Origin of the sequence: Arthrobacter sp. Rue61a (assembly GCF_000294695.2) — a bacterium.
GTDB lineage: Bacteria > Actinomycetota > Actinomycetes > Actinomycetales > Micrococcaceae > Arthrobacter > Arthrobacter aurescens_A.
The window spans coordinates 4511616-4530155 of sequence record NC_018531.1 but is presented as its reverse complement, the minus strand read 5'-3'; the positions used below and the strand labels follow the sequence as shown (position 1 = coordinate 4530155).

Genomic DNA, 18540 nt, shown 5'->3' with positions numbered 1-18540 from the left:
ATGACTGCGACAGTCCGAACCCCGCGCACTCCAGGCACCGGACGCCTGGCACGAACAGCCGCTGCCACCGTGGCCCTCTGCATCCTCGGCGGTGCAGGCTCCGCGTACGCCTACTGGACTACCACCGGAATTGGTAGTGGATCGGCAACGAATGGCACCATGCAGGCCGTCACAGTGGACGCACTCATCCCTGGCGATACCCTGCAAACCAGTTTGGTCCCCGGTGGGACTGCCGACGTCATTCTGCGCGCCACCAACCTCAACGCCCACGCCGTCACCATCTACGGCATTGCGGCGAGCGGTCCTGTGACTGCCGACTCCGGGCACCCGGGATGCACCACCACCGGAGTGACGTTCACGCCCCCGGCCGCACCCTTGACCCCCGCAGTAATCATCCAGCCGAACACCTCCATCCAGCTCACGCTCGGCAATGCGGCCAGCATGAGTGCGGCGTCCGTGTCAGCCTGCCAAGGTGCCCAATTCAACGTTCCCGTCACTCTGGAGGTACGGAAATGAGCCGGCTTGATCAGGCCACGGGCCGGGCGACGTCCTCGTCCGCCACCTTTGGACGCTGGAACAGGATCGTCGTGATTGTCCTCGGGATACTTTTGGTTTCCTGGGGAGGGCCGGCTGCCAGTGCGTTCTGGGGTTCGGTCAGCAGCGGATTCGGTGCGGCCAAGGCCGACGCCGTAGCCCAGGGCGCGAGGCCCACTACCGCGGTTTCCGGCACCAGCGTGACGGTCACGTGGACGGCGAGTACGACGGCGGCAGGCCGGCCCGTAACCGGCTACAGCATCGCGCGCTACGCCACAGCCACCGCAGGTACCGGGATCGCTGCGGCAGGAACCTGCACGGGAACCATCGCCGCCCTCAGTTGCGTGGACAACAACGTTCCTACCGGGACCTGGTATTACGCGGTCACCCCGTTGTTGTCGGCCTGGCAAGGCGCGGAAAGCACCAGGAGCACGGCTACGGCCATGGACGCGACTCCGCCGGGAGCACCTGTGATTGCTGCTCCTCTCTACGTGAATTCCAGCACCGTGAACAGCGTTCCTGTCAGCGGCACCGCCGAACCCGGTTCAACCGTGGTTCTCACGGTCACCGGTGCCGGGGCCCAGCCTTTGACGCAAACCATGACGGCCAACGGTTCGGGAAACTGGACGGCAACTCCGGTTGATCTTAGGGACTTCACTGACGGAACCATCAACTACTCCGCCAGGGCAACAGATGCAGCCGGCAACACCGGCACTGCAGGTTCGGCAGATTCCACGAAGGACGTGACCGCACCGACGGTGACCGGGGTTCAGCTCACTAACGGTGGAGCAACGCCAGGCAAGGTTGAGTCAGGCGATTATGTAACGCTGACGTTCTCAGAGCCGCTCAAGGCCAGCACCATCTGCAGTACCTGGACCAGCCCCGCCAGCACACAAACTGTGAGCGGCAACGGGAATAACCGGGTGGTGGTGAATGTCGGTGCTAACGACGTTCTCTCCGTGACCACCAATAGCTGCCCCGTGCTACGAGTAGGCTCGGTCGCTCTCGGAGGAGACTACACATCGAGCAATTTGAGTTTCAATACAGCCAACAGTGGCGGCATTTTGCACTGGAGCTCAACATCCCAAACACTCACCGTCACTTTGGGTGGAGGGAACGCTGGAGGGGCGACCCTTTCTTCAACCACTATCTTCCCGACTTACACCCCCGCCTCCGGCTTGACTGACGTCGCTGGCAACCAGCTTGGCACCTCGCCGGTTCCAGGGGCTCCCTCGCTCTTCTGACCCCAGAAATTTGTCCAGAGGCAGTGCCCCTCGCCCACGTGATGAGGGGCACTATCTATGCCCATTACCGGGGTAGCCCTAAATCCCGGGCGTAACCTTGAAGCGGACGCCAGCGCCGCCGTCGTACTTTTGATCCTGCGACGAAAGGCGAGCCGCTCCTTGAAGGCTGTAGCGGAAATGTTCACGATGGGCCCTGGAAACAAGGACCACCATCCCGCACTCCGCTGCGCTGTAGGTGTGTTTGTTCCGCTGATTACGTTGACGCTGTTGGGTCGGCTGGACCTTGCCGTGTTTGCGTCGTTTGGTGCCTTCACCGGAATTTATGGTCGGAATGAGCCCCACAGCGTGCGGTTCCGGAGCCAGTTGCGCGCCGGCGGCTTCATGCTTTTGATCATTCTTCTGGCCACGCTCATGGCCCGTTTTGCGCAAGCTGGAGGCATCGAAGGTGCAGCATATTCCTGGCTCCTGACGGCTGCGACTACCGTTGTGGCCGGTGTTTGTTCCGTGGTGGTGGCCGCGTGGCGGCTGCGGCCCGGCGGCTCACTCTTTCACATTTTTGCCTTCGCTGCCATTGCTTCCATCGCCGCGCAGCCTCCCCTCTGGGAAGCCATGCTGGTTGCGGTGGGGACCACAGTCTTTTGCTTGCTCATCGGCATGTCTTCGCGCGTACTCAAAAGCCACCGGACGCCGTGGAAACGGCCGCCGCCCATCCGTCACACCTCAGCCGAGCGCCGGGCGATCTGGCTTGAAGGCGGCGGCTACCTGGTGGCTGCGGGCCTGGCGGGGACCATCGCGACGTTGGTGGGGGAACGGCTGGGGTTCGGTCATACCTACTGGGCCATGGTGGCGGCCGTAGTTCCGTTGGTGGGTCATTCGACTCGTCACAGGGTGAGCCGTGGTATTCAAAGGATCGCGGGTACGGTGATTGGGCTGGTTTTGCTGGCCGGCATTCTGTGGCTGAATCCCGCGCCGTGGGCCATGGTTTTGGCCATTGCCGCGTGCCAGTTCGGAGCGGAGATGTTCATTGCCCGCCAGTACCTGGTGGCGCAGGTGTTTGTGACGCCGCTGGCGTTGATCGCCACGCTGTTGGCGGCGCCGGTTGATCCTGCCTTACTGCTGCGTGATCGCATCGTTGAGACCGTCATTGGTGCCGCCGTCGGCGTTGCAGTGGTGGCAGCTCCGGCTGTTTGGCGGCGACTACGGGCCGTTGGTCCGGACGCTTAGCCACCCGGGGACCGGTGACGGTCTGCGCCATCCGCGCAAATCACCTAGTATCAATTGCTTAGACAATCGAGATACATGTCTACCAAAGGACTGGTGATGAGCGACAAAAGTGAACGTCAGGGCTATTGGTACGGACTGGAGAGCCGCAAGCAGATGGGCGCCGTTGACGTCCTGAATGCACTCAGGGACTATCGCTCGGCCGAAGCCGACATGCGGCGCCGCACCCAGGCCTCCATGGGAATGGGTGAAACGGACCTGTTGGCCCTGCGGTACCTGCTGGAAGCCGAGCGCGCGGGCAGGGACGTGGGGCCAAAAGAGCTGACGGTCCGCCTGGGTATGACATCCGCTTCCATGACGTCGCTGGTGGATCGGCTGGTCAGGTCCGGATACGTCATCCGCGAACCGCATCCCACTGATAGGCGGGCACTCATCCTCAAACCAACCCCAGGGTCGGACCAGGAAGTACGCAGCACTCTGGGCGACATGCACGCCCGAATGATGGAGGTTGCGGGCACCTTGAGTGCCGAGGAATCCGCGGTAGTGGTTGAATTTCTCAGGCGTATGCGCGGCGCAATTGACACCATCGCCACATAATCCCGACTGGACTTAAGTAGTAAGTACACATATAACTAGATAGCCAAGCTACTTACTAGGGAATGTGTGGGAGAGAACGATGACAGTCGCGCTGCGTGAACCAAGCTCCACACCAGTGGCTGAGAATACCGTTGACGTAGTCACGGAGCAGGTTATTCCCGAGGGGCCCGTGCATTGCGGTGCACACATGGCCATCTCCGCCGGGCCATCATATGACTCCATGCAGTGGGTTTCAGTGGAACCCATCTGGCCGGAGTGGGCTTGCGGTTGCGGCTTCCGGATGGATATCGACGCCCTGGACCCCGTGAGCGGCGTCTGGATCGCCGCTCTCCGCCGCCAGAGCCTGCAGCATGAACTGGCAATCGCCCAGAACACCCTGGAACTGACGTTCAAAAAAGCGGTCGACGCCGGAGTCGACCCTCGCGCTCTGGCCGACGTGACCGGAGTGCCCGCCGCCGAAATCGAATCCCTCCTGCAGTGACGCTCCTTGACCGGGCGGCCGTCCGCGCTGATCGCGGGGCCGCAACTGCTGAGCGCCCGGCCGCAAATGCCAGTGCAAATGCAGGCGCAAAATCGGTGCACCAGGACGTGCTGCTTGGAGGGCGTTACCGGCTCGGTGCCCAACTGGGTGGCGGCTCGGAAGCGTATGTCAACGAGGCATTGGATCTGCTCTCCGGCAAAACGGTGGCGGTCAAGATCTTCAGGTCAACGAACTCCTTGGACAACGCCCCTTTTCGGCGGGAGCTGGAAATCCATGGACGTTTGCGGCACAGGAACATCGTCAGGATTCTCGACTCCGGTGACACCGACTCCCGTGGCGACGGCGTCGGCGTCAGTCAGGACAACCGCCACTTCGTGGTGATGGAGCTGGTGGCCGGTAAGGACCTGCGGTGGATCCTGCAGGACAAGCCCGCGTCCCCGGAACAAACTGCCGCGTGGATGACCGACGTTGCCCGCGCCTTGGCCCACGTTCATCGCAGGGGAATTGTCCACAACGACATCAAGCCGGGCAACATCCTGGTGGACTTCGCGTCCGATCCCGGCGGCCCTGGAGTCGCTAAACTGGCCGACTTCGGAATTGCCCTCAACGGACGCCACGGTGTGCCCAACTCTTCCTCGGGCACACCGCACTACCTCAGCCCTGAAGAAGTGTGCGGCGGAACGTCCACAACCGCCAGCGACATCTACTCGCTGGGACTGGTTGCCCTCGAATGCCTGACCGGAACCAAAGCGTTCCCAGGCCCTCCCCTTGAGTCCATGGTGGCAAGGACTCTTGGAGAACCCCGAATTCCCGGCACGGTGCGGCGGCGCTGGTCCATGGTGCTTCATGCCATGACAGACCCCGATCCTGCCGGCAGGCCGTCTGCCAGCCAAACCGTCGGTATGCTCCGACGGCTCAGCTGGTAGCCAACAATCAGGCCGATAGCGGCATGCGTCCTTATGCCGAACTGGGGCCTCTTCATGAAAGAGAGAAAGAAAAATGGGAATCATCGGTTGGATTGTTTTGGGTTTGATTGCCGGAGCCATCGCAAAGGCCATCAAGCCCGGCAAGCAGGGTGGCGGATGGATCGCCACGATCCTCCTGGGCATCGTGGGTGCCGTCCTGGGCGGTTGGATCGGCAGCGCGCTCTTCAATGTAGGCATCAACGAGTTCTGGTCGCTTTCCACGTGGTTGCTCGCAATCGGCGGCGCACTGCTGGTACTCATCATTTGGGGACTGGTCACACGCAAGAAGGCATAACCGTCTGAATGACAAAGAGGCCCCGATTCTGCTGCTGGTTCTGCAGGGTCGGGGCCTCTTTGCTGCCCTCCGGGGGTTATCCAGGAGTTAAAGGCTGTTATTCGGCTGAGTAGCCGAGGGCCAGGTCGATGAGCGGCGTCTTCCGAGGTCACGGCTACGGCAAATATCCGCTCTTGTAGGCTGCGGCCACCGCGTCATGCCGCGAACCGGCCCCCAGCTTCGAATAGATAATCCGAACGTGCGTCTTCACGGTGTTCACGGACAAGTGGAGTTCCGCTGCCATCTGTTCCTGCGACAAGTGAGACGGAAGAAGAGTGAGGACTTCCCGTTCCCGGGGAGTCAAGGCCTGCGCCCGCCGGGCATCGGTGGGCGGCCGCAAAACCAGCAGGCGCTGAGCGAGAGTCTCTTGGGGTCCGTAGGAACCTGCCCTTTCCACCAGGAGATCAATGACCTCGTGGGGCGCGATTGCCAAGGGCCGGAGCACGTCCAGGTCGTCGGCTGACGCAGGGCTTCTTCCAGAATTTTGCCGGCAAGTGACCGTCGTCCGGTCCGGATGGCCATGGAGCATTCCAGGACGTTAACGTGGAGCCGGGTCCATTCCAGCACGGGCTTCACCGCACCGGTGTGAAACGGCTTGAGCCGATCGGCAGCGGCGTCGAATCGGCTGATCCCTGCTGGACCCTGGGCGCGGAGGAGGCAAAGCTCACCCGTTCCTGGTATTCGCTCCTCCGCCCATTCCAGGACCTCCCGGGCATGGTCGGCATGCCCCAGTACCAGCGCGGCCGTGTGCTCAATGACAGCGATGCAGGCAGCCAGGGGTTGTGCAAAGAGATGGTCCCTGCCGATGCGCAGGCGGGCTTGGCGCATGCCTTCAAGAGCGTTGCGCCTGTCCCCGGAATCCATGTGCGCGCACGCAGTGATTATTTCCAAGGTGGCTCGCATGGCAGCTCCCACACCCTTGGAGGCAGCCCCGAGTTGACCGAGTTCGGCAACGCCGGCTGCAGCGAAACGCAGGGCTTCTGCTGGTTCCGCTCGGAGGAGCGCAGCAGAGGCATGCATCAGGGCTCCAACCGACCTGCCGGCTCCGGCCGTCCACACGTGTGCCGGAAGCTTGTCCTCGGCGAGCCGCAGGAAGTGACTGGCACGGCGTAGCTGGCCTTGCATGGAGTAGGTGGCGGCGAGTTTGAGGTACACCTTGCCGGCGAGGTAGGCGTTGCCCGCCTCGGTGGCCTCCATCAGGGCGGCGGAAGCCTCGTTCTCCGCGGTTCCATATTTCCCTTCCACCAGTGCGGCGGTGACGCTGACCATTCTCGCCTCGATGCGGACATCACTTTGCCTCGAGAAACGGAGGGCAGCATAGTCCGCCGTGGCTTGCGGGTCCTGATCTTCCCAGCCATCGTTGAACCAGGAAAGGCGTGCTTTTGCCAATGCCTGCAGTTCGCGGAGATCGGGAGGTAAGTCGTCTGCCCGGGTTCGGTTAGCCGCGGCCATGTAGCGGGTTGCGGTGGTGGGCTGACGGCTTTCCACGTGTGCCAGGGCGGCAACCACGCAGAGCGTGGGGTTCGTGGCGAAGGCGGCATCGGGCAAAGCCGCTATCGCACGGCGGACCTGCATGACTTCACCGGACCCCAGGAGTGATGCGCCGTGCCGTTCAAGGACTTCGCCGATCAGGCCGTTGTCCGCCGAGTCCATGGCGTGCCTGAGCGTCGCTTCGGGTTCGCCGGCCTGCTCATGCCACTGGGCGGCGATCCGGCTGAAGCGGAGTAGTTCGTCTGGCTGCTTCCGGGCTAGTTCGGCCCTGAAGAACGCACGGATCAGGGGATGGACCAGGAAGACTTTCCGCCCGCTACCTGCCGATTCAACAAGGTCGCGGTCATCGGCCAAGCTGGAGAGGATGCTTCCGGCGTTCCGGTGGCCTGCAAGGGTATTGGCCTGAGCAGCAACCACCACGTGGCACACACTGGTACTGGAAAGGACATGCCGTTCTTCACCGGAAAGGGTGCGGATGATGTGGTGGTCCAGGTAATCGGAGAGCTGCCGGTTGTTGGCAGCGATGTCTCCCAAGGGGGCCTCGGTATCGGCGGCTTCGCGCAGGTAACGCAGCGCGAGGACTACACAGGCAGGCCAGCCCGCGGTCTGCCTGAACAGCTCGCGCCGTTGGTGCATCCCCGTCAGGGTGGTCGTCTTTGCTGCCAGTACGTTGATTTCCTCAAGACTGAAAGCCAGGTCACTCGAGCGCAGTTCCACGATGCGGCCGCTGAGCCGGGCAGGTCCGGCATCAACCGCAGTGCTGTCCCGTGCAACGAGTGCCAGTTGGATGGGTGGTCCGGATTGGTTGAGCAGCGCCGGAATCCAACGCTCGCGTTCATCGGAACTGAAGCCGTCCACTCCGTCGATGACCAGGCGAACGCTGGTGCCGGTGGAGGCCAGCTCCTGGGCCAGGTCACCCAGGACTTCCACGGCATCTCTTTCGTCTCCGGAAAATTGCCTGAGTGCACCGGGCGGGATGGCCGGGGATCGCCTCAGCGCCTGCAACATCGCGGGCCAAAGCGCGTCCCTGTTGTGTTGGTTGGGGCTGAGCCACGCCACCTTGTGTGCCTGATCTTCCAGCCACTGGCTCAGAAGCACTGTTTTTCCGTACCCGGCAGGGGCGCAGATGAGGACGGTATCGGCCGTGTCGTCGAGCTTGGCCACGAGTCGGGATCGAGCCAGCAGGACCAAGGGCAGCCGGGGGACCGCAGTTGGCTTCAGGCTCAAGAGGTCCGGGCGGGTACCACCTTGGTCGTCCACTCCTTCAGTGTAGGGCGGGGTATCGAGGATTCACCCGGTAAAGGCGATCCGCGTGGCGACTCCAGGACGTAAGGATGATCTTGGCGGCCGTGAGACGCTTGGACGAGGCCCGGGAGAGGGGTTTCACCGTGCAGGCTTTTAAGGACTTCATGAGCGCCGCGGATTCCGGGTGGGTCTACCCGCTCGGAGCGATCTTCGTGGCGTTGTCTGCCGTCTTCCCGCCAATTCCCACGACGTCCCTGTTTGTGGCATTGGGAGCTCTTTCAGCGACGGATAACCTTCCGAACGGGTTCTTGTTGGTGGTGGCGATGCTGGCCGGTGCCGTGGCCGGCGATGTGGGGGCGTATGAACTGGTCCGGCACCGGGATATGGCCAACTGGAGGATACTCCGTGGCCCCCGGACCCAGAAGGCCCTGCACGCTTCCCGGGAGCGCTTAGCCAAGCACGCAGCGTCGTGGGTCCTGACGTCCAGGTTCGTTCCCTTGGGGCGGCTCACCATGAACGTGGCCAGCGCCATCACGCCCGTTCCGCGGGGAAGGTTCATCCTTTATTCAGTGGCTGCCGGCATCCTGTGGTCCGCATACTCCGTTGGCATTGGTGCCCTTTCAGGGCTTTTGCCTGGCTTGTCCACCGAATTCGCAGTGGTCATGGCAATAGCATTCTCGCTGCTGCTGGGCAGGGGTATCAGTGCCGGCGTGACGTGGTATCTCCAGCTGGACGACTGACTTAACCCAGCCGGGCTAGTGACGTGACCGGCTACTGAAGCGACGACGTCAGTCGGGCCAGATTATCCAGTGCCACGTGGCCCACTGGCCGCCGGAGCCAATCCTCCAGCAGCAACTCCGTGCTGGCTTCCCGGTAGCCGTCTTCAACAGCCCGCATCTGGTCCACGATGGAGCGTCCGTGAACCAGCACGGAGACTTCCATGTTGAGGCTGAACGATCGGACATCCATATTGCTTGAGCCGATCACAGCGACGTCGTAATCCACTGTGAAGTGCTTGGCGTGCAGGACCTGCGGGGCCTTGTAGAGGTAGATGCGGACACCGGCCCGCAGCAACACTTCGTAGTAGGAACGCTGTGCGTGATAAACCATGGCTTGGTCGCCCACTTCGGACACAAAGAGCTCCACGCTGAGGCCCCGGGAGGCGGCCGTAATGATGGCCAACTGGATGGCTTCGTCGGGCACGAAGTAGGGGCTGGTGATGCTGACGCGATGCTCGGCCTTGTAGATGAGCGTGGTGTACAGCTTGAGGTTGTTGTCATTGTCGAAGCTGGGGCCGCTCGGCAGGATCTGGGCGTCGATGAGCTCGGGCGCGGAACCGAGGACAACCGGGGAGGTGTCCAGCGGCAGCAGGGTCTCGGATTCGCTGTACCAGTCAGTGACGAACACGGCGTTGAGCTCGCGCACCACTGGCCCTTCCAACCGCACCATCAGTTCGTGCCATTGGAGCCCGCGCCTGACGTTGCTTTTCTTGTTGTAGGACGCGTCGATGAGGTTTTGCGAACCCGTGTAACCCACCCTTCCATCCACCACCACCAGCTTGCGGTGGTTGCGCAGGTCCGGGCGTTGCCATTGTCCCTTGAACGGTCGGAGGGGGAGCATGGCATGCCATTCGGCGCCCATCCCCTCAAAAGCGCGCAGCATGTCCCGATACGTGGGTTCGCGCACCGCCGCCAAATGATCGAACAGGACCCTGACCGCCACGCCACGCGCGCGTGCTCTGGCCATGGCCTCGAAGAACGGAGCCGTAGTGGGATCCAACGCCAGAATGTAGAACTCCACATGCACGTACTCCGTGGCGGAGTCGATGTCCGCGATCATTCGATCGAAGCAACCCTTGTAGTCCTCCAGCAACTCGGCCCGGTTGCCGCCCACCATGGGCAGCGCGCCCAGACGGAGGTTAAGTTCGACGGCGGACCGCAGCCAGGCGGGCCACTCCTCACTGTGGCTGACTGCTGAGAGGCCTGGCGTCCGTCCCAGTATGAGCTCGTTCACGGCGCGCTGCTTCTCCCGCCGAGCCTTGGGAAGCTTGCCGCGGCCCACCAGCAGGAACGCCACCATTCCCAGGTAGGGGATGAAGATAATCGCCAGTACCCAGGCAATGGCGGACGACGGGCGGCGATTGGCTGAGACCATCACCGCCGCGATTGATCCGAGCACGATGTGGAGCGCCAACAAGATCAAGGCGACAACATCGACGTCGTTCAGTAGTCCTTGCATGCCGCGCTACTTGGCGTTCTGCTGCGGTATGACAACCTTCTTGATGATCAGCAGAATCGAGGCTGTGGTGGGGCACGCTATCAGCGCCCCCAGCAGGCCCAGAAGCGTCCCTCCCACCATCGCGCCGATGAGGACCAAGGAGCCCGGGATGCTGATCGCCTTCCCCACTACCCGGGGCGTCAGTACGTAGGCCTCCACCTGCATGTAGACCAGCATGACGAGGAAAACCACCAGTGCAGTTGCGGGAGACGTGAAAAGCGAAACCACTGTGATGATTGTGGTGCTGATCGCGCTGCCCACCAAAGGTATGAGGGTGATGGGAAATGCCAGGACCGCGAGTACTGCCGCATATCTCACCCCGGCAACCGACAGGACAATGAAGGTGAAGATCGCATTTAGCAGGGCGAGAATTGACATTCCACTCAGGTATTTACCCACGGAAGCGATAATTGTTTCCGAGATATCAGCGAAAGATTCCCGGCGGGAAGCCGGAACCAGCGCATAAAGGCTGGACTTCATGACCTCGTGCCCGGCCACGAAGTAGAGCGTCAGGACTACTACGAAGATCACGGCGAAGGTTCCGTTGACCACGTTGTAGCCAACCTGCACGGCGCCGCCGCCAATGGCAAGCCACACATTTGGATCCGCGGCCGAGGTTTCCAGCCATTCGAGCAACGGCGACAGTGCTCCGCCCAGGGAGCCGTTGAAGTCCCGGAACCATTCCTGTTCGCCCACCGCATCAAAGCTGGAAGGAAGCACCCGGACCAGCGCGGCGCCCTCCTCCACCAGAATCGGGACAATGAAACGGATCAGCACCACTACAAGCACCAGGAAGCCAACCGCCACAGCAAGGACGGCGCCACCGCGGGAGAGTTTCCAGCGTTCCAGCCAGCGAACCAAGGGATAGAGCCCCAGTGAAATAAACAGGGCCGCAAAGATCAAGGTCAGCGAATACCGCAGCGTGATGACGGCGGAGCCCAAGGCCAAGGCGACCAATACACCGAGCGCTGCGATGAGGCCGAATCGAAACGGTCCGCTCTCCAGCAGCGGAAATGCCTTCAATCGCGTCATGCGGTCCCTTTCGGCCGTACGGGAATGGCGGACCGTAGCCTGAGTCAGGCCAAAGCGATCTCCTTGAGGCGAGCGTACTCGGCTTCGGTTATATCTCCAGCCGCAAGCAGTGCCTTGGCTGCTTCGATTTGCTGGGTGGGCGATGGGGCTCCGGCGACTTCACGAATGTAATTCTCCGCCTCTTCAACGGATTCCCGGACCCGTATTTCACTGCGTAGGGCCATGCCCTTCCCGCGCATGATCACGTATATCAATGCGGAGATAAAGGGAGCCACAAACAGGCACAGGATCCATAATGCTTTGACGCCACCGCTGAGGGCTTTATCGCGGAGAAGATCGGAAATGATCTGAAAGAGGAGGATCAGGTAAGCAATAAAGAAAAAAGCAACAATGATGCTCCACAACGATTCCAAAAAGCTCATGGTGTCTTTCCCATCGTTCATTCGGCCCGGGGCTGGACCGCCGTCATCCGGCACGGGAACCGATCCCCGGCAGGACCACAACACCATTTTCAATTCGCTGACGCCCAAGTGTGCGTGCCTTCAGTGGATAGGTAACGATTGAACAGAAAGATCACCCACTAAGGGTGAGCCCAGGTGGCCCCGGCTCTCACCACGGGCGGTCCTGGGGCCTGGGCGCCGGTCGGTCACAAATCTCCCGTAGCACGGCGGCTGCGGACTGCATCCAACGGTCCGTTACGCTGCTCAAGCAACGCCACTCCGCACGCTTAGGGCCACCAATGACGCACTCTTTCGCAGCCGACAACGCCGTCCCGCAGTCGGAAAATCCGGCGGAATCGTCGTCGGAACCTTCGCTCCGAACAGGCGACGAACGCACCGTCGCCGGCACCGCCCTGGGAGCATTTGGAATTGCCGCCGTCATCGGAGGATTCGCACTTCTCCTCCACTGGCTGGCGCAGCATTCGCCGCGGATTGGCCCCGGTTACGAGGGCTGGGCGCAGGACACCACAGTTTCGGCGTTTGCCGCCCTGCGCTGGTTCTTCGGCGACATGACCGAGCCCCTGTTCTACAAGTCCGATCTTGCAGCGCTCGGACTGCTCGCGGGTGCCACGGCTGCGTGGTGGGCCGGCCGACGAGGCGCGAAATGGGCCGGCACGCTCAGCTACGGCACAGGCCTGTGGCCGTGGGTCCTGACCTCGGCGTCACTGAGTCTGATGCTGTCCAACCTGGCGTTCGGAGGGATGCTCGACGACGGGTGGCAGCCTACATTCGTGCCGTTGGTGTGCGTCGCCCCCGCCATGGTTCTTCTCTACGGGGCGGGGTGGCGGACCTGCATCACCGGCGCTGTCCTGGGGGCAGCCACCACCACACCGCTGGCGTTGCTGTTCATCCCTACCGTCTCTGCGCCGCTTGGCCTGCCAGCCGTGGTGGCGTGTGTCCTGGCTATGTCAGTGGGGTCGGTCATCTCGTTCATGCTTGCCCGGCGGCTGCCGTGGCTTGTCCTGCGGGAGCCTCGGCCGGCGACGCAACCCGAGCTGCCGCCGTCGGGCCCTATCCCGAAATTTCTCAGGGACGTCCAGTGGGCGGCGCGCCGGGTCCTCAGGGACTTCACCGAAACCCACTTCTTTGCCAACGAACTCGCCGGCGCCTGCGTGATCCTGGCCGTGGGCGCGGCGTTTGTCCTGAACCCGGGATTGTCGTCGTACGGAACGGGCCTGTTGCCACACATACTGTTTGCCCAAGCGCTGACGTCGGCCATCGGCGTCACGCTATGGAGTGGTTGGTACCGCGACGGCGGGTGGGCGGCCACCTACGCGTCCGTCGTGTCAGTGGCTCCTGCAACAGTCCTCGCGTACGGCGGCTCCTGGACGGCGATGGTGGGCGGGGCCGTAGTGGGTGCGGTCCTTGCGCCGCCTATAGCCAGGGCCATATCCGCGTGGCTGCCGGCCGGATTCCATCCTGTCATCGGCAATACAGCGGCCATGGCAATCTCGACGGCGGTTGCCTTGCCGGCGCTTGGGCTGCTGCCCTTCTAGACCCAGCCCTCCCCGCTCATGCCGGTGCAGCGCGTCAGCCGCCCACGTGATGAATGGTGAAGGCACTCAGGAAGCCGACGGCGGCAGTCAGCCCGGTCAGATTGTGATGCTCCTCGAAGGCCTCGGGAATCATGGTGTCGGCGAGCATAGCAAGGATGCCGCCTGCGGCGATGGCGGTGATGAACGCGATCACGGTTTCCGGAGCGTTCTCCAATGCGGTGTACCCCAGAAGTGCAGCAAGCCCGCTGAACACAGCGATGCCGATCCACGTACCAAAGACGTACGCGGGGCTGCGCCCGGCCTTCTTCATGCCTGCCGTGCTGGAGAGCCCCTCGGGAACATTCGAAATGAAAACGGCGGCGAGCATGGCGGGGCTGACTGCTCCACCGGCGAGGAGTCCGACGCCGAGGACCACGGATTCGGGAATGCCGTCAATGAGGGCACCTACTGCGATGGCCGTGCCGCTTCCGGGGGAGTCTTTCTCGGAAGGCTGAGAGCCGCCGGAGCGTTTCCTATGCTTGGCGCCGGCACGGGCCAGCAGGGCGTTGGAGCCCACAAAGATCAGGGCGCCCAGGAGGAAACCTAGGACTGTGGGGAGCAAGCCGCCGCCCTCCACGGCTTCGTCTACCAACTCGAACGCCAACGCCGAGATCAATACACCCGCGCCGAATGCCATCACCGTGGACACGATCTTGGGCGGTACTTTCCACATCCACGCGATGCCCGCCCCAAGGACCAAGGCACCGCCGGCCAGCGTTCCCCACATCAAGGGCTGCAACCACATTGGCATTTTTCCTGCCCTCTCATCGGCCGTTCACGTGCATCATGAAGTGTTGCACATGGCACCTTGTGTGACTGCTGAAAGTCTTGAGGGTTTCCTGAGGAACTGTTGACCGAACACAGGATTGGTTCTTGATCCGGGCCCGGCACAGTAGTTCTTGTCAGCCAGAGAGGCTGAAAAAGAACGGCCGGCCGGACCCGCGGTGGCCTCCCGAAAGGACCATACTCAGATGGCCATCAGCCTCAAGACCACCTCAGGCAAGATCCTCGCTTCCGTCGCACTGGTCGGCACCGCAGCCGCCGTCGCCGGCATGGGCACCTACGGCGCGTTCACCTCCTCCACCTCCGCCTCCCAGGCCGTCACCGCAGGAACCGTCACCATCGCCCTGGGCGCACCCGGCCCCGCGAACACCCTCAACGTCCCCGTCACGGGCCTGCTGCCCGGCGACAAGGTCGAAAAGCTCGTCACCCTGGCCAACACCGGCAACTCGGACCTGAACAACGTCACCCTCACCACCTCCGCCGGCGCCACCGCATCCCTGCTCACCACGGACGCCACCAACGGCCTGCAGCTGACCATCGAAAACTGCTCCGTAGCCTGGACCGGCGCCGCTGCACCCTACAACTGCACCGGAACCAAAACCACCGTCCTGGCCTCCGGCCCGGTCATCGCAGCGAACAAGGCCCTGAACAACCTCACCTCCCTGACCTCGGCCAAAACCGACAACCTCAAAGTCACCACCGCGTTCCCCACCACTGCGAACAACGACTTCCAAGGCGCCGCATCCACCATCGCCTTCGCCTTCACCGGCACCCAACGCACCGAAACCACCAAGTAAGCACTGCCCTAGAAACAACAACAGCCCCGCCGGGCCTGGTCGGGCGCCCCCCCTGCCCGATCAGGTCCGCCGGTAGACCCACCCAGCCACGGAAGGAACGCCAGGCAATGAGCGCCATCACCACCATCAGCGAACCCGCAGTCCATGGCCGGCGTTCCGCCGGGAAGGTTACTGCCGCCGTCGTGATCCCTACGGAAGCTGCGGCCGCAACAACAGCCAACGGCAAACCGGGTGCGTTCCGTCGGGTCGCCGGCAAGGTAGCCAGGGGAATTGGTGTGGGCATGCTGGTCCTGGGCGCAATGGTGTTCCTGTTCCTGGCGATCGGACCACGGATCTTGGGCTACCAAACCTCAACCATGCTCACCGGCTCCATGGCGCCGCTGATCAACCCCGGCGACGTCGTCGTGACCGTCCCCGCCCCCGTCACGGACATCAAAGCGGGCGACGTCATCACCTACCACATCCCCGTCGAAGACCAGCGGGTGGAAACCCACCGCATCACCGAGATCACCACCACCGCCGACGGCGGAGTAGCAGTCCAAACCAAAGGCGACGCCAACAACGGCATCGACCCCTGGATCGCCACCCTCCAAGGCAAAACCGTGGACAAACAAATCGCCACCATCCCCTACGTCGGCAACGCCATCCGCACCCTCCGCGAACCCATCGTCATGAACACCCTCATGTACGGCGCACCCACCATCCTGGTCATCGGAATGCTCGCCTCCATCTGGACCAAAGACCCCAGCAAATCAGCGCCGGAAAGCGTCGCAGCTCCCCAGGCAGCCAGCGGTGAGTAAGGACCCGGACCCAACGCCGGAGGCAACAGCCCTTGAACCGTGCAAGCTGACAGTGCTGGCTGACGAGTTGGGAGACTCAACACCAGCGCTCCGTTTTCTCTCCACATATCTGTCCATGCTGCCCGGCCGGATGCTGAGGATCTCCAACGGCTTGTGCCGGCACGACGTCGACGCGAGCATGGACGCCATCCTCAGCCTCAAGGTTTCCTCGGCCATGGTGGGCGCCCTGGACACAGAAGACCAGTGCCGGGCCATTGAGCTGATGATCCGGGAAGACCACTTCGACTCCGCAGTGGAGGCATTCCCGGCGCTTCAGAACTCTACGGACCGCTGCTTCGCTGCCGGACCGCAGTTGCTGGGGAAGGCTCGGGAGTCGCTCTGCCAGTCGATGATTCCTCGCACGACTTAGCGGCCAACCTGGCGTCTAGCGGTCTACCGGCACACTGGAGTCAGCGGTCTTGACCTCATGCGGCACCACGAATAGCGCGGCGACTGCCAGGATCCCGGCTGCGGCGAATACGTAGAACCCCGCAGGGTAGGCGATGTTCGCGGCCACCAAGGTCCCGGTCACGGCAGGCCCAACGATCGCACCGAGCCTGCCCACTCCTGCTGCGAAGCCCAGTGCAGTTCCGCGGAGGCGGGGCGGGAAAAGCTGGCTGACCCAGGCGTAGACCAGCACCTGTGAGCTGAAGACGAAGACGCCGGTGACGAACACCGCAGCGTTGAGTAGGAACTCGTTCTGGATCTTGACGCTCAGAATCGCCAGGAACACCGCGGACAATCCAAACCACATCAGCACAATCTTCTTGGTCCCGTGCTTGTCGGCCAGAACTCCGGCGAGGAAAAGACCCGCCACGGCGCCGAGGTTCAGGACCAGCAGCAGCGTCAGGCCCGTGCTCACGGGGTATCCGGCGGCGGCCATCAATTGCGGCAGCCACGTGTTCAGGCCGTAAACCAGCAGCAAGCCCATGAATGACGCGATGCCGATGCCCACGGCAACCATGGGATAGGGCTTCTGCAGGAGGTCCCGGAAGCCTGTCTTTGGCTTGGCGACGATTGAATGCTCGACGCCGGTTGTTGCGTTCGCGGATTCGCTCGGCTTTCGTTCGGCAGCCCTTGGCGAGCCGGCCTGTGCTGAGCCGGTCTTCACGGGCGTTACTTCACGGAGCGATTCAGGCAACTTGACCCACAAGAACGGCAGGAGCACCAGGCCGGCAACGCCACCGATGATGAACATGAGTCGCCAGTTCGGAACGATGAAAATTGCCAGGAGTGCCGTTGCAACAGCGCCAACGTGGTACCCGGTCATGGTCCGCGTGGTGGACTTGCCCGCGGATCCGGCTGGGGCGTAGTCGTTAATGTAGGCCAAGGCGGCAGGGAGGCAGGCGCCCAAGCCGAGCCCAGCCAGCATGCGAAGCAGGGAGAAGACGGCGACGTTCGGGGCAAAGGCAACTCCGATGGTGAACAGCGAGAAGCTTGCCACGCAGGCGATCAGCAGTTTGCGGCGTCCGAACTTGTCCGAGAGCGGCGCGATGAAGAGAGCGCCGAGGCCCACGCCCACCAACGAAATGGTGGCTGCGAAGGTGGCTCCGACGGCGTCGAATCCAAGCTCGCCGGTCTTGATGAGTGTTGGGATGACGGTGCCCAGGACCACAAGGTCGAAGCCGTCCAGGACCATGGCCAGCCAACAGAGCCAAACAGGCCATTGGGAGCGGCGGGCAGATGACATCGTTGGCATAGCGTCCTCGGTACTTCTCAGTGGGCCCGACCGCTGAACGGTCGGTCGGTCATTCATGAGAGTTGTATCACCGCATGATGTTGTCTGGCACACGTTCTACCATTGAATGGAAGATGCTTGGGGTGTCACGTCATATTGAAGACGAGACACTAACCAAGAAGCCGTGGCTAGAGGCAGTGACCAAGAGGCAGTGACCAAGAGGCAAGGGAGCGTATCGTGGCCAACTCGGCATCCGGCGATTCTGTGGTGGACCGCGTGGTGCGATTGATCGAGGCCTTTCCGGAAGGGGTGCCCTCGCTGCAGCTGAGCGAGCTGGCCCACCGCGCCGGACTCCCGCTTTCGTCAACCCATCGCTTGGTCCGGCAACTTTCCGAACACGGACTTCTGGATCTTGGGGCCGGGGGGACTGTCCGCTTGGGGCTGCGTCTGTGGGAGCTCGTGAACCGGAATTCGCCCACGCTTGCCCTCCGGCAGGCAGCCATGCCGTTCATGGAGGACATCCAGCAGGTCCTCAACCAGAATGTGAACTTGGCCGTGCTTGACGGATGGGAGGCGCTCTTCGTTGAGCGGCTTTCCCGGCGGGGATCGGTGGCCAACAGGGCGCAGATCGCCGGCAGGATGCCTGTCCATATTTCCTCAGCAGGGCTGGCCCTGATGTCACACCAGTCGCGTGAACTGCAGGCGGAGTACCTGGAGCAGTTCGCGGATCCGTTCGGAAAGGTGACTGCCGACGTCGTGCGTCATTACCTGGCCGAAGCGTCGCAGCAGGGGTACGCGCAACTGGCTGGCGTGGTGGACCCGGACACGTGGGGCATTGCCGTGCCGGTGATGAACGGTAAGCGACGCACGGTGGCGGCGCTCGGGGTAGTTGTGCCCCTTGCGGAGATGCGGCTCCAAGCGCTTGTGCCCGCGCTCCAGACGGCGGCTCGAGGGATAGGGCGCCAACTCGCCGACTAGATCTGCTTT

20 protein-coding genes are annotated in these 18540 nt (G+C 62.7%); 13 read left to right on the top strand and 7 right to left on the bottom strand.

Annotation, left to right across the window (positions count from 1 at the left end):
* From ARUE_RS20725 to ARUE_RS20695, 7 genes are all read left to right on the top strand, one after another.
* Positions 1–516, top strand: a complete 516-nt coding sequence (locus tag ARUE_RS20725; protein WP_014923196.1) for a hypothetical protein — start codon at positions 1–3, stop codon at positions 514–516.
* Complete coding sequence (locus ARUE_RS20720) at positions 513–1778, top strand: Ig-like domain-containing protein (protein ID WP_014923195.1); 1266 nt, start codon at positions 513–515, stop codon at positions 1776–1778. The genes ARUE_RS20725 and ARUE_RS20720 overlap by 4 nt, the downstream gene beginning before the upstream one ends.
* 159 nt (positions 1779–1937) lie before the next feature.
* Positions 1938–3002, top strand: a complete 1065-nt coding sequence (locus tag ARUE_RS20715) for an FUSC family protein (protein ID WP_043471576.1) — start codon at positions 1938–1940, stop codon at positions 3000–3002.
* Positions 3003–3098: 96 nt separating this feature from the next.
* Positions 3099–3596: a MarR family winged helix-turn-helix transcriptional regulator gene (locus ARUE_RS20710; RefSeq protein WP_051025037.1), complete on the top strand. Its 498-nt coding sequence runs from the start codon at positions 3099–3101 to the stop codon at positions 3594–3596.
* A gap of 115 nt (positions 3597–3711) precedes the next feature.
* On the top strand, positions 3712–4077 hold the full coding sequence (locus tag ARUE_RS20705; RefSeq protein ID WP_286139902.1) for a hypothetical protein: 366 nt from the start codon (positions 3712–3714) through the stop codon (positions 4075–4077).
* Positions 4074–5003 (top strand): serine/threonine-protein kinase, encoded by a 930-nt coding sequence (locus ARUE_RS20700; protein ID WP_014923191.1) that lies wholly within the window; start codon positions 4074–4076, stop codon positions 5001–5003. Before ARUE_RS20705 ends, ARUE_RS20700 begins: the two co-directional genes overlap by 4 nt.
* 73 nt (positions 5004–5076) lie before the next feature.
* On the top strand, positions 5077–5337 hold the full coding sequence (locus tag ARUE_RS20695) for a GlsB/YeaQ/YmgE family stress response membrane protein (protein ID WP_011776589.1): 261 nt from the start codon (positions 5077–5079) through the stop codon (positions 5335–5337).
* Positions 5338–5491: 154 nt separating this feature from the next.
* On the opposite strand, the gene ARUE_RS24260 is transcribed toward ARUE_RS20695, so the two are convergent.
* Entirely contained in the window at positions 5492–5773 is a 282-nt protein-coding gene (locus tag ARUE_RS24260; RefSeq protein ID WP_286139900.1) for a response regulator transcription factor, read from the bottom strand.
* A complete protein-coding gene (locus ARUE_RS24255) occupies positions 5677–8127 on the bottom strand; it encodes a winged helix-turn-helix domain-containing protein (protein ID WP_014923190.1) in 2451 nt (816 codons plus the stop codon). The genes ARUE_RS24260 and ARUE_RS24255 overlap by 97 nt, the downstream gene beginning before the upstream one ends.
* A gap of 74 nt (positions 8128–8201) precedes the next feature.
* Between ARUE_RS24255 and ARUE_RS20680 the strand changes: the two genes are divergently transcribed.
* The gene (locus ARUE_RS20680) at positions 8202–8852 is read left to right on the top strand and encodes a DedA family protein (RefSeq protein ID WP_014923189.1); all 651 of its coding nucleotides are present in this window, start codon (positions 8202–8204) and stop codon (positions 8850–8852) included.
* Positions 8853–8883: 31 nt separating this feature from the next.
* On the opposite strand, the gene cls is transcribed toward ARUE_RS20680, so the two are convergent.
* Genes cls through ARUE_RS20665 form a run of 3 tightly spaced genes read right to left on the bottom strand, consistent with a single transcriptional unit; the run spans position 8884 to position 11951 of the window.
* On the bottom strand, positions 8884–10350 hold the full coding sequence (gene cls / locus ARUE_RS20675) for a cardiolipin synthase (protein ID WP_014923188.1): 1467 nt from the start codon (positions 10348–10350) through the stop codon (positions 8884–8886).
* Between the two features lie 6 nt (positions 10351–10356).
* Positions 10357–11421 (bottom strand): AI-2E family transporter, encoded by a 1065-nt coding sequence (locus ARUE_RS20670; RefSeq protein ID WP_014923187.1) that lies wholly within the window; start codon positions 11419–11421, stop codon positions 10357–10359.
* A 44-nt stretch (positions 11422–11465) separates the two neighbouring features.
* Entirely contained in the window at positions 11466–11951 is a 486-nt protein-coding gene (locus tag ARUE_RS20665) for an SHOCT domain-containing protein (protein ID WP_353580103.1), read from the bottom strand.
* A gap of 209 nt (positions 11952–12160) precedes the next feature.
* Here ARUE_RS20665 and ARUE_RS20660 point away from each other — a divergent pair, with 209 nt between their 5' ends.
* Positions 12161–13417, top strand: coding sequence for a hypothetical protein (locus ARUE_RS20660; RefSeq protein WP_014923186.1), 1257 nt, complete (start codon positions 12161–12163; stop codon positions 13415–13417).
* Positions 13418–13451: 34 nt separating this feature from the next.
* On the opposite strand, the gene ARUE_RS20655 is transcribed toward ARUE_RS20660, so the two are convergent.
* Complete coding sequence (locus tag ARUE_RS20655; RefSeq protein WP_043470845.1) at positions 13452–14207, bottom strand: ZIP family metal transporter; 756 nt, start codon at positions 14205–14207, stop codon at positions 13452–13454.
* A gap of 220 nt (positions 14208–14427) precedes the next feature.
* On the opposite strand from ARUE_RS20655, the gene ARUE_RS20650 reads away from it, so the two are divergent.
* The 3 genes from ARUE_RS20650 (at position 14428) to ARUE_RS20640 (ending at position 16245) form a co-directional block, all read left to right on the top strand.
* Positions 14428–15036, top strand: a complete 609-nt coding sequence (locus ARUE_RS20650) for a TasA family protein (RefSeq protein WP_014923184.1) — start codon at positions 14428–14430, stop codon at positions 15034–15036.
* 107 nt (positions 15037–15143) lie between these two features.
* The gene (locus tag ARUE_RS20645; protein WP_014923183.1) at positions 15144–15836 is read left to right on the top strand and encodes a signal peptidase I; all 693 of its coding nucleotides are present in this window, start codon (positions 15144–15146) and stop codon (positions 15834–15836) included.
* Positions 15829–16245 carry an Hpt domain-containing protein gene (locus ARUE_RS20640; protein ID WP_014923182.1) on the top strand — a complete coding sequence of 139 codons (417 nt, stop codon included), beginning with the start codon at positions 15829–15831 and terminating at the stop codon, positions 16243–16245. The genes ARUE_RS20645 and ARUE_RS20640 overlap by 8 nt, the downstream gene beginning before the upstream one ends.
* Before the next feature lie 15 nt (positions 16246–16260).
* Here the strand turns inward: ARUE_RS20640 and ARUE_RS20635 are convergent, their stop codons facing one another.
* Entirely contained in the window at positions 16261–17574 is a 1314-nt protein-coding gene (locus ARUE_RS20635) for an MFS transporter (protein ID WP_043470842.1), read from the bottom strand.
* A gap of 216 nt (positions 17575–17790) precedes the next feature.
* Here ARUE_RS20635 and ARUE_RS20630 point away from each other — a divergent pair, with 216 nt between their 5' ends.
* Positions 17791–18531, top strand: coding sequence for an IclR family transcriptional regulator (locus tag ARUE_RS20630; RefSeq protein WP_011776577.1), 741 nt, complete (start codon positions 17791–17793; stop codon positions 18529–18531).
* Positions 18532–18540: the final 9 nt, after the last annotated feature.

Coding starts and splice junctions, on each gene's coding strand:
- ARUE_RS20725 (WP_014923196.1), top strand. CDS start 1: ATGACTGCGACAGTCCGAACCCCGCGCACTCCAGGCACCGGACGCCTG.
- ARUE_RS20720 (WP_014923195.1), top strand. CDS start 513: ATGAGCCGGCTTGATCAGGCCACGGGCCGGGCGACGTCCTCGTCCGCC.
- ARUE_RS20710 (WP_051025037.1), top strand. CDS start 3,099: ATGAGCGACAAAAGTGAACGTCAGGGCTATTGGTACGGACTGGAGAGC.
- ARUE_RS20695 (WP_011776589.1), top strand. CDS start 5,077: ATGGGAATCATCGGTTGGATTGTTTTGGGTTTGATTGCCGGAGCCATC.
- ARUE_RS20680 (WP_014923189.1), top strand. CDS start 8,202: ATGATCTTGGCGGCCGTGAGACGCTTGGACGAGGCCCGGGAGAGGGGT.
- cls (WP_014923188.1), bottom strand. CDS start 10,350: ATGCAAGGACTACTGAACGACGTCGATGTTGTCGCCTTGATCTTGTTG.
- ARUE_RS20670 (WP_014923187.1), bottom strand. CDS start 11,421: ATGACGCGATTGAAGGCATTTCCGCTGCTGGAGAGCGGACCGTTTCGA.
- ARUE_RS20660 (WP_014923186.1), top strand. CDS start 12,161: ATGACGCACTCTTTCGCAGCCGACAACGCCGTCCCGCAGTCGGAAAAT.
- ARUE_RS20655 (WP_043470845.1), bottom strand. CDS start 14,207: ATGCCAATGTGGTTGCAGCCCTTGATGTGGGGAACGCTGGCCGGCGGT.
- ARUE_RS20650 (WP_014923184.1), top strand. CDS start 14,428: ATGGCCATCAGCCTCAAGACCACCTCAGGCAAGATCCTCGCTTCCGTC.
- ARUE_RS20645 (WP_014923183.1), top strand. CDS start 15,144: ATGAGCGCCATCACCACCATCAGCGAACCCGCAGTCCATGGCCGGCGT.
- ARUE_RS20635 (WP_043470842.1), bottom strand. CDS start 17,574: ATGCCAACGATGTCATCTGCCCGCCGCTCCCAATGGCCTGTTTGGCTC.